The organism is Photorhabdus australis DSM 17609 (genome assembly GCF_000711895.1).
Classification (GTDB): domain Bacteria; phylum Pseudomonadota; class Gammaproteobacteria; order Enterobacterales; family Enterobacteriaceae; genus Photorhabdus; species Photorhabdus australis.
Genome location: NZ_JONO01000035.1, coordinates 22362 through 32720, shown reverse-complemented (window position 1 = coordinate 32720; position 10359 = coordinate 22362). Strand labels below are relative to the sequence as shown.

Here is a 10359-nt window from a genome sequence, read left to right as displayed (position 1 = left end):
TATTTTAGTATTTTAGTATTTTAGTATTTTAGTATTTTAGTATTTTAGTATTTTAGTATTTTAGTATTTTAGTATTTTAGTATTTTAGCTTATAATATATTTTTAACAACATCTAAAAAATCATTTTCGAAGGTATTAATGGAGCAGTAAGTTAATGAATATAGAACAAGATTTATACAATGCCGCAGTTAACTTAATCGAAAAACGATACCCCAAAGGATGGGGTGGTGCAGCCGCAGTACGGACAACATCGGGTAAAATATTAACCAGCATTGCCCCTGATACCAAAAATGACGCATTATCTCTTTGTATGGAAGTTGGCGCTTATTTGGAAGCTCATAAACTGAATGAAGCAGTAACGCACTCTATATGTCTCTGCCGTGAAGATGCCGGCTGTGAATATATCATCTTGTCACCCTGTGGAATATGTCGGGAACGTCTGGTTCATTGGGGAGGCTCAGTAAAAGCAGCGGTGACTAATGAGAGAAACGAGCTGTTATTTAAAACTATTCGTGAATTGCAACCTTACCATTGGCAGGTCATTAATGGAGAAAAGCTCTAATATACCCTGTAGTTAACATTATTAGCTTACTACTTGATTATTAGACTTACAATAGTTCAACTGGATATAACAAAGCTGAGCGGCAGCAAAAACCAGTATCAATTAAGGGTAGGTGATCATCGAAGTCAAAGAAGTAAAACGCAGACAAACAAATACCTATTAGCAAAAAATAGCAAGGAAAGATCATAATCCATTGTATTACATTGATTAAATTTAACCGGAGTAAATTTCATGCCCAGAATCAACTTTATTACTGACGAAAATGGTGTGCGGCAATCAGTAATTCTGCCTATAGAGGAGTATGAACGTCTACTAGCCCTGTCTGATCGAGATGAAGATTACGTATCAGTATCATATGAAGTAGATGAAAATGATGAAGAAACTATCCCACATGAAGTAGTTGGGATCATAGTTGAGCAACAAATTAGTATCATTGCTGCTTGGCGTGTTTATCGCGACTTGTCACAATCAGAAGTTGCAGAAAAATTAGGTGTCGGTCAGTCTGCCGTATCGGCCAGCTTATGGCCGATTAAATTCAGAAAAACCTCGTCGATCTAGATGCAAAAAATACTCAAATGATCAACTGGTATTGGATATACCCTATTGATTTCAAGATACATCGCGGCGGCAAGGGAGCGAATTCCCAGGAGCATAGATAACTAGGTGACTGGGGTAAGTGAACGCAGCCAACAAAGCAGCAGCTTGAAAGATGAAGGGTATACACTTCGCTCACTACATAGGTAGGTCAATATAATCCTGGCATTTTAGATACAAAGGATTTACTCCCACGGATTGAGGATCGTCACCCCTGTGGACTTAAAATCGGCTACGTTGCGAGTAACTACAGTCATACCATGCACAAGAGCCGTCGCTGCAATAAGCGCGTCACGCTCACAGTTCTTGTCAGGTACATGTAACCGGGCACAGCGTTGCGCCACGGCTGTATCGACGGGTAGCGTTCGCCCAGAAAACTCCGGCAAGACATGTTGCTCCAACCATGCACGCAACATGGCCCCCTGCGTGGCATCCTTACGCTCAATCAACAAAACACCAAGCTCTAACTCCATGATAGTGATGGCGGATACATAAAGGCTGGCAGCATCGACGCTTTCAGTCCATGCTGCAACGCTCGGATCGGCCTTCCCAGCCCGAACTTTTCGTAGTTCGGACACCACGTTGGTATCGAGTACGTACATCATGAGAGGTCAGCCGGACGGGTTTCGATAGTCACGCGCTGCGGCTCAAACTCAATGTCCGCAACGCCCGGCATAGCCAGCGAATCGGCAATATTGCGATACTGCTTTGTAAGCAACCGGTATTCTTCAATGCTCAACAGCACATGAGCAGGTTTACCACGGTCTGTAATGAATACGGGGCCGTTCTTGGTCTTCTTCTTTGCGCGAGTAACGTCCTGATTCAGCTCTCGGCTGGATAGAGTCGTAATAGTCATGGCAGCAGCTCCTACTTGAATTTGATATGTAGTTATGTTACTACAAAAACAAATAGTAGTGCAAGTTTTGTTCGTTTTTCCATATCGCAAATAGACTCCTTAAAACATATATACCCAATAGATTTCAAGATGCATCGCGACGGCCAGGGAGTGAATCCCCGGGAGCATAGATAACTATGTGACCGGGGTGAGTGAGTGCAGCCAACAAAGAGGCAACTTGAAAGATAACAGGTACATACCCAACAGAATCAATATTGGTACCGTTGCCCACATTTTTGGGCACAGTACCTTTTATTTCTTATACTTTTAATATCCGGCCATTGGTCTGGTCATTTAAGCAATATCTTTTTACGCTGAACACATGTTCCAACAGACCATTTAATCAGGTCAATCGTCGATTCTCTATCCATTCGAAGGCATGAAGCAACCGTAATTGCCTGGGAGCAAGCAATTACAAAACAGTCCCCTACACTTAGATTTCTTTCAACAACGTCGAATCGTTCAACATAATCTCTGAACCGGGAAAAGATTTCGTCCTGTGGATTCTCAATTTTTGGCGGATCAATTTCCTTTTTACACACCAAGATTGCATCAAGATTAATAGGATCTTTTGTTGCGCTTTTAGGGCTGGCAACAGACATTTCAGCTTTTACCGGGTGAGCAGCTACAATGTCAAAACCGGCTTGAGTGACAGAATCATATATTGCCATCCAACCGTCTATCGTCGAATGATGATAGCTGAAACACAAGAGACCATCTTCTTTAAGTACTCGGTTGCATTCCTTAAAAATACTGCAAATTTTCCTTGTGAAACTTTCGTTATCCCTATCTTGAACTTCGTTTTCATGTGATGAATCTTTTCTATTTAAATACTCATATTCACCTCTAAGCGCATTAGAAATGCCAGGCATAGAAAAAGTCACTCAATTCACTATAGTGAACAAAATCAAAATACGGTGGATCAGTAACTACAGCATCAACCGATGAATCAGGGATAGGAAGTGAAGAACTGTCCGCATTCAAAATCAAAGCACCTTGAGAGGCGTTTTTGAACGTTTCCCATGATTGGGTAGGATTGACCCTTATCGGATCACTGCAAACGATTTTCTTTGAGAAACATTTTACCCCATTGTTTTCAATAAATACTTCAAAGGGTTCATCAAGATAAGTCTTCGCCTTAATCAAACGACTTTCAAATAATGTCGAAAATGTACCACTACTTTTTCCCGGTGTTCCCCATACGCTATTTTCTAACGGAGTTCTCTCGGGTTTCAAAATATGGTTAGAAAACATATGACGAACAGCACCAGTACCCTCTCCCTTAAAACTACAAAACAAGTTATTAAATTCAAGTGTTCCACTGAACAGGCAAACAAAATGATCTCGAATCACCTTATCTTTAATCTTCAATATCCGCTGAAGCAATAATCCAAGGCATAACAATTGGCGTTCATTAAAAAAGTCACACCAATTATTGTAATTATATCCACGTGCTTGGTTTGTGTTATATCCAAGTCTAACCTTCATGGTCGGTAATGGAAGATCACCTTTGATTAAGGAAAGACGTTCACGCGCTTCATTAAAAAGGTCGTAGTCATATTGAGTCGGTTTGATATAGACCTCTTCACCTGCTTCGTTAAGCGCCATGATGGCATACAATTTATGCTTTGGTGGATACTCTTTGCCAGATACCAGCTCTTTAATTTTGTATTCATTACCTTTACTGTCAACAACTTTTGTTCCCTTGGCAGGTCCATTTTGGGGATTAAAGTTATGTAAGCAGCAAGGGCATTTAATGTCAGTACTATTGTATTTCTCTACAATAATAGATTCGCATGACGGGCACCATATTTGCGCATCTGGTTTCTTGCTAGCGTAGGCATTTTTACTGAATACATAACTTGAAAACAACGGAATTTCTTCCCCCTCTGGCGTGGCAACAACCTTCACCCAAAAATAGTAAAGTGCTGGAGTAGATTTTGAAGCACCGGGAACCATTGTTGTATAGTAGGTTTTCCATTATCAATGATATTGTACAAAAAGTTGTTTTCGTAAATATCATTTAATATGCGTTTACAGCGTTCAGGCGCGTATTCAATAGATAGGTATCTTTGCGCGAAGAATAATTTTAATATTCCCCGCACACTGTGATCATCCGTAATACCGATATTTCCTAATTCAGTAAGTAGCGACCGAATATAACCCACGTAATCAAACCCCTCGATGGTTTCCCATTCGATTATTAATGCTGCTAATGTCTGTACATAACGTTCAGCAAAAGCAGCATCAATTTTTTCCAGTTGTTCTGGCGTTATCGATAAGAGTTTTCTTTTACTGCTAGCACCCCGTGGATATTGTTCTCTAATAGCAAGAAAATCATGACGTTGAATATTTTCCTGGTAACAAGTAGCAATTTTATCTATTGGCCCCATAAAACAGTGAATTTCCCAGTCACTGAGTACGTTAAGAAAATCCCAGATATTGCGCGGATCATAAAACCGGAAAAAGACCGGTTTGTCCTGATCTGGTAATAATACCTGTAAATATTTACGCAAATGTCGATGTAATGTTTTCATATCCGCCTGAGTGCTTAAGTAAATTCCCCAAGGCGTTTTCCATTCGTCCAAATAAAGTTGAACCCTTTCTGTTACCTCCACTAAATAAGGTGCAACTTTCAGTAATTCAGGTGGTAAAGATTCATCATAGAGACAAGTGAAAGGAGGATCAAAATGCTCCAATATCAGGAGCAATTGGGATTCCGTTGCGGCATCAACAACCACATAAAGTTTTTCTTTATCCATTATGATTTTTCTCCATCGGACAATGTGCAACAAACATCGAACCAGCATGAGCCGCGCTTTGTAAAATCGCTGGATTAGTCGGTTGTAATAAGATGCCAGGACTGCCGCCCGAATTCAGGTTGATCGACGAACCTTTGATATCTACACCGCCATCATGAATGACAATAAAACTACTGCCTACTTTCAGGGTGATTTTGCCCCCGCTTTTTATCGTGATGTCATCAGCGATATCAACGCTAAGTACGCCCTGTATTTTCTGTATGACATCTCCTTTGACCTGCAAGGCTTTATCACCGTCAATCTGAGCAATATAGTCACCCGTCGTTTTATGCTCCTGTTGCCCCTCAACGGTCACTTTACGATTGTTGGCAATCACCAGTTCGTCATCATGTCCAATGCGGGTTGTGCGGTTGTAATTAATTTGCTCATCACGAGAATTGAGCACCTGAATCGCCAGATTTTTCTGAGCGTGAATAAACACTTCCTCCTTATCTTTCTCATCTTCAAAACGCAGTTCGTTAAAACCATCTCCTTTATGGATTTTCGAACGGATTGACATCTGGGTTTTTGCCATCGGCAGAGGGTTCGGCACGATGTTGCTGGCATGATAAGTTCGCCCAATAATAATCGGTTGGTCCGGATCGCCATGCAAAAAAGCCACCAGTACTTCCTGACCTACCCGCGGAATAGCAATCATCCCCCAGCGCTGACCGGCCCAAGCCTGACTGACTCTGATCCAACAAGAACTCTGGTCATTAAATTTGCCATATTCGTCCCAGGCAAATTGCACCCGCACCCGTCCATATTCATCACAAAAGATTTCTTCTCCTTCCGGCCCCACAACTGTCGCAATCTGTAAGCCATCAATCTGCGGTTTGGGATAAGGTGAAGGGCGCCATACCCGATTACAATCTCCAAAGGTGAAATGGTTGGTTAAGGTGGTGCCTTGCTCGCCAAAACGGGATTCATCCGCCTGCGGTTGTTTGCCGTAATGAGTGATTTGAGTCACTTGCCAAAGAGCATTAAATTTCTCTTTCGGGTGATCAGTAAGTGTGAATCCCACCGCCGCCGAAAGGGCGAAACAGTCACTTTTCCCTTGCCCAAACATGGCATCACGACGAAGCGCTTCCAGGCGATATTGACTGATTCGCTGGCCAGTCTCATCTTTATAGCGTCCCGGAAAATCATAATAATCATAGCTGTGCAGATCTGAACGTTGATGGTTAAGTTGGCGCTCGTGATAGTAATAGTCAGCAGTCCAGCGGGGGTTTTTGAACGTGCGATCCCGCAAAATAACACGCGCTATTCCAACCCGTTCACACCAACGAAATTGATTGATACAGCATTGGCTTCCTGTGCTATCCAATTCTGGACGGTAAGGCAGTGAATGATTGCCATTTATCCGATAAGAATCCACAAAAACAACTAACGGTTCACCCGCAACCCCGCACGCCATAAACCGGAATGCAGTGTCAGGGAGTAATGACTACGGTGACGACCTGTCGTGCTTTATTCAAACTGAGTCACAATCCCGGTCACGCTGCGTTCTGGTTGGCCGTCACGATGGACAGTCAGTGTTGCAGAATTATCCAGCACATCGGCAAAATCAATGTCCGAATCAGCGCAGGTTAGTGTAGCTTCCAGACAAAACAACGTTGATAGTGCTTCATTAAGGGTAAAGTCAACCACCGCAAAAGTTTGCTCTGGAAGATTACCTACCGTAAGAGTAAAAACCAGTCCTGAATTTGCCATTACCTGCCCTCTCTGATTGCGTGAGATTAAGATTCAGGAAATTAAATAAATTATTTAAAACAACCATGATTCAACCTTATTTACTTACATAATTACCTAATCTATTTCACCGGTAGTTCCGTTCATTCAACTTTAATTTCTGTCTTCAATTATCAACAGACTATCGGTTTAATCGTTTAACATATAAATGGGAGCATAGAAAACGAAAGGCATAATTCACTTATTTTAAATAAAAAACGATATTTTACTCCATTGAAAGTCAGCGTTTTTCACAGGATATAACATAGAATACCTATATTTTTAATAAGTTATAATAAATGACCGAGATTTAATTAATCAAAATCTCTGAACTCACTCAGTAATAAAAGAGAAAACCTAATTAGTGTAATATTTCTAACAACAGCAATTCTTTTCTACTTATTAAGCTGAAACCCAAAGACGACCAATTTATCTCATTCATCTTAAATCACTGATAAATTTCAATATTTAATTATCACAGGAAAGTGTTAAGTTAAATTTATCAGATAAAATTATCTGTATATATGCACAATAACCGTCATAACAAGGAAACAATAAAATGAGAAATATATATATAAACCCTACTCAAACTTTTGAAGTTTATACTGGTGGCAGTATAATCATGCCTACCGTTCGCCATCCTGATTTTAATATAAAAAACAACGGTCCAGCACCTATTAGGGTAATAAATTACTGGGCACCGCCATTCGGAGATTATAACCAGTATGCCTCTATTGATATCCAACCTGGTGAAACTATATTTCTTCAACCACCGCCTAACCCAGTTTATTTCTATAGAGTTGTAATTACCAATCTCAGTAATTACCTACACTCAGAAACTGAAGTTACTGATTTATACCCACCTCCACATCCGGCACTTTAAGTTTCAACAATATATTTTTAACCACAGGAGGGAATTAACTGAAATAAGTAAAAATAGGATTATTTACATGATAGATAATTATCTGAGATATTTAATTGTGATCAATTAAATACATTCAATGAAAAGAATCGCTGGCTTGAAAGCCAGCGATTCAATTAACAATGAAATTTTAATTAACGAAACATCTCAAATAACGACATGCCTTTCATATCGACAAATGTCTTATACGATGCCTGAAGTACTGCCTGTTGCTGATAATAATTCGAAATTGCTGAATTCCATTCAACGTCAAGCAGTTCACTCAAACGACTTTTATTAGCCAGAGTGCGTTCTGCCCCCAGGCTATTTAATTCATCTATTTCTCTTAGTTGTAAACCCAGTACCGATTCCACAGAAGAGACATTATTCAACGCATTGCGAGTACCACGGTTTGCCTTATTCAGCAATTCCACTGCGTCATCACGAGTTTTTTGATCCGCCCCTTCAAGTGGCGTTCTCAATGACTGAATCGCCATATCTATCGCTTTAAATACATCGGATTCACTGGGGCTACCATCCGGCTCTTTTATCGGATTGCTGGTAGACGAGAGAAATACCTGCGCTCCAGTATGGCCAATGATCATCGAACGATTGCTATCGACTTTCTGAGTCATCTCCTCAAAACCACCTTGATAGCTAACTGTACCGCTTTTACTCTCATCAAAAGGTTTTACATCCGTTTTATAGCCAGCAAAAATATAGCGGCCATTACCATCAGTCGTGTTACCCAAATTCACCAGCTGCTCTTTAAATCCTTCCAGTTGGATAGCCAGTGAGTTGCGATCTTCATCACTTAATACACCGTTTACTGTGGCTACCAGACTTTCATGAACATTCTGAACCACACCGACAACTTTAGATACCACGCTTAATTGCATAGAAATCGAGTTTTTGGCAAATGAGCGAGCGGTTATATATTGCTGGTTCTGAGATTCAGCCTGAGCAACCATAACCCCCTGAGAGGCAGCCATCGGATCATCAGATGGATTAATTACCCTCTGACCGCTAGATAGTTGTGCTCCCTGCTGCATCCATTTTGATTGAGCAGAAGTGATACTCGTCATTTTCTGGTCATACAATATATTGGTACTTACGCGCACGATGTTATTCCTTTTAAATATTTAGCTAAATACTCGGGATATCTGAATATCCTCAGGCTATTTTTTTATTAAGTGGCACGTTTATTAGCGACGCAGATCCAAAATGGCATTAAACAACGTTGTAGCAGTCTGAATAACTTGAGCATTAGCCAAATAATATTGCTGAAAACTTTGCAATGCTCCGTATTCTTCATCTATATTGACACCAGAAACCGCCTGCTGTTCGCCATAAAGCTGTTTAGTAATATTATTCTGAGTTTCTAAATCAATATTTGCCGTACTGGTCTGGTTACCAATAGTACTGACCATCGAAGCATAAGCACCCGAAAATGAAGCTTTACCCTCTACTAATTTTTTGTTCTGCAATTCAATAAGTTTTTTGGCATTGACATTATCACTCTTTCCGCCATCTTTAGTCCCAGCTGCCGCTAGTTGCGATGCATCTTTAATATTGACCACCATACTGCCAATAACACCGTTGACCGCTTTCAGTGTATATCGGTCATGCTCTTTTGCATTGGTTGGATCAATTTCAACTTTTAATCCATCAAATTCCAGTGTATTACCTGCTACTTTGGCAGTAATATCCGCCTTATCAGAGGCGCGCTGGATTTTCCAATTAGCCCCATCATAGCTAATATGATAATCGCTAGCTTTTACCGCTGAGGTATCGGTATATTCCACTTTAAAATCAGCGGAGCCTTTATTTTTACCATTAGCAATAATATCCGGGTTATTAAACGTGAAGAAGTCTTCACCTGGTTTACCTTTCAAATCAAAACCAGAACGGTGAACCTGATTAAATTGATCTGCCAATACCAATGCTAATTGGTTTAATTGATTACGGGAATTATCCAACACTTCACTACGCGCTCGTAATGTGCCGCTTAATTCACCTTTATCAATGAATTTTTCATCAATTTCAACAACATCACCAAAACCACGATCATAACCTAATGTAATGCGACTGCTATCCGCATTGGACGAAATCGCTTCCACTCTATAGGCCGTTGTCCCCTGAACCAACGTCAATCCGCCCGCAAAAGAAACATTATAAGAGCCGCCATCCTGCTGAGTCACACTCACACCAACCAGTTTATTCAGTTCATTGACCAATTGATCACGCTGATCCAGTAATGCGTTGGGTTCAGCACTACTAGCGCCTCTCATACGGGTAATTTCACCATTGAGTTTAGCAATTTGCCGCGCATAGTTATTAATAGACTCAGCAGAATTAGTTATTCCCCGATTAATGTTATTTTCCATTTTACGCAGGAAGGTATCCGCACTTTTCAACTGATTTACCAGCCCTTTTGATTTACCAATCGTTGTCGTTCTGGCTGCATCATCTTCCGCATTACTAATGACATTTTGTAAGCTGGTAAAGAAGTCATCAATGGTGTTTGACAGGTTATTCGTTTTGTCTGCCAGCAAATTATCAATCTGGGAAATTTGCTGAGAATAAGTAGTTAATGCACCTTGTTTCGCCTGAGCCGCAGACAGTTGTTGATTAATGAATTCATTATATTGACGGTTAATACTGCTAACAGTAACACCATTTCCAATAAAGCCAACGGACGTCATTGAGCCGCCATTTTGATTGATAACAGTTGATTGCCGGTTATAACCAGGGACTTTGGAATTTGCCAGGTTATTACCCACGGTTCCCAGAGCAATTTGAGCCGCTTGAAGGCCACTCATCGCGGTATTAATAAGACTGTTGGACATCAGAAGATCCTTTTGCGTTTTAGTTA

The 10359-nt window shown here is 40.6% G+C and carries 13 protein-coding genes; 3 read left to right on the top strand and 10 right to left on the bottom strand.

Annotated elements, in window-relative coordinates:
* Positions 1-154 precede the first annotated feature (154 nt).
* Both BO26_RS11425 and BO26_RS11420 read left to right on the top strand, forming a co-directional pair.
* Positions 155-562 carry a cytidine deaminase gene (locus tag BO26_RS11425; protein ID WP_036771466.1) on the top strand — a complete coding sequence of 136 codons (408 nt, stop codon included), beginning with the start codon at positions 155-157 and terminating at the stop codon, positions 560-562.
* 231 nt (positions 563-793) lie between these two features.
* Positions 794-1120 carry a helix-turn-helix domain-containing protein gene (locus BO26_RS11420; protein ID WP_236637439.1) on the top strand — a complete coding sequence of 109 codons (327 nt, stop codon included), beginning with the start codon at positions 794-796 and terminating at the stop codon, positions 1118-1120.
* Between the two features lie 221 nt (positions 1121-1341).
* Here the strand turns inward: BO26_RS11420 and BO26_RS11415 are convergent, their stop codons facing one another.
* The 8 genes from BO26_RS11415 to BO26_RS24065 form a co-directional block, all read right to left on the bottom strand.
* A complete protein-coding gene (locus BO26_RS11415) occupies positions 1342-1758 on the bottom strand; it encodes a type II toxin-antitoxin system VapC family toxin (RefSeq protein ID WP_036771500.1) in 417 nt (138 codons plus the stop codon).
* Complete coding sequence (locus tag BO26_RS11410; RefSeq protein ID WP_036771464.1) at positions 1758-2012, bottom strand: type II toxin-antitoxin system prevent-host-death family antitoxin; 255 nt, start codon at positions 2010-2012, stop codon at positions 1758-1760. The genes BO26_RS11415 and BO26_RS11410 overlap by 1 nt, the downstream gene beginning before the upstream one ends.
* A 124-nt stretch (positions 2013-2136) precedes the next feature.
* Entirely contained in the window at positions 2137-2295 is a 159-nt protein-coding gene (locus BO26_RS23490; protein ID WP_157835549.1) for a hypothetical protein, read from the bottom strand.
* A gap of 46 nt (positions 2296-2341) precedes the next feature.
* Positions 2342-2935 carry a hypothetical protein gene (locus BO26_RS21580; protein WP_477707024.1) on the bottom strand — a complete coding sequence of 198 codons (594 nt, stop codon included), beginning with the start codon at positions 2933-2935 and terminating at the stop codon, positions 2342-2344.
* Positions 2907-4010 carry a hypothetical protein gene (locus BO26_RS11405; protein ID WP_051690956.1) on the bottom strand — a complete coding sequence of 368 codons (1104 nt, stop codon included), beginning with the start codon at positions 4008-4010 and terminating at the stop codon, positions 2907-2909. Before BO26_RS11405 ends, BO26_RS21580 begins: the two co-directional genes overlap by 29 nt.
* Entirely contained in the window at positions 3959-4813 is an 855-nt protein-coding gene (locus BO26_RS23125; RefSeq protein WP_051690955.1) for a DUF4123 domain-containing protein, read from the bottom strand. The genes BO26_RS11405 and BO26_RS23125 overlap by 52 nt, the downstream gene beginning before the upstream one ends.
* Positions 4806-6269 (bottom strand): type VI secretion system tip protein TssI/VgrG, encoded by a 1464-nt coding sequence (tssI, locus tag BO26_RS11395; protein WP_236637437.1) that lies wholly within the window; start codon positions 6267-6269, stop codon positions 4806-4808. The genes BO26_RS23125 and tssI overlap by 8 nt, the downstream gene beginning before the upstream one ends.
* 53 nt (positions 6270-6322) lie before the next feature.
* Complete coding sequence (locus tag BO26_RS24065) at positions 6323-6565, bottom strand: contractile injection system protein, VgrG/Pvc8 family (RefSeq protein ID WP_236637436.1); 243 nt, start codon at positions 6563-6565, stop codon at positions 6323-6325.
* Between the two features lie 577 nt (positions 6566-7142).
* Here BO26_RS24065 and BO26_RS11390 point away from each other — a divergent pair.
* Complete coding sequence (locus BO26_RS11390; protein WP_036771462.1) at positions 7143-7466, top strand: hypothetical protein; 324 nt, start codon at positions 7143-7145, stop codon at positions 7464-7466.
* Positions 7467-7639: 173 nt separating this feature from the next.
* Here the strand turns inward: BO26_RS11390 and flgL are convergent, their stop codons facing one another.
* Both flgL and flgK read right to left on the bottom strand, forming a co-directional pair.
* The gene (gene flgL, locus BO26_RS11385) at positions 7640-8605 is read right to left on the bottom strand and encodes a flagellar hook-associated protein FlgL (protein WP_036771460.1); all 966 of its coding nucleotides are present in this window, start codon (positions 8603-8605) and stop codon (positions 7640-7642) included.
* Between the two features lie 84 nt (positions 8606-8689).
* On the bottom strand, positions 8690-10333 hold the full coding sequence (flgK, locus tag BO26_RS11380; RefSeq protein WP_036771459.1) for a flagellar hook-associated protein FlgK: 1644 nt from the start codon (positions 10331-10333) through the stop codon (positions 8690-8692).
* Between the last annotated feature and the right edge of the window lie 26 nt (positions 10334-10359).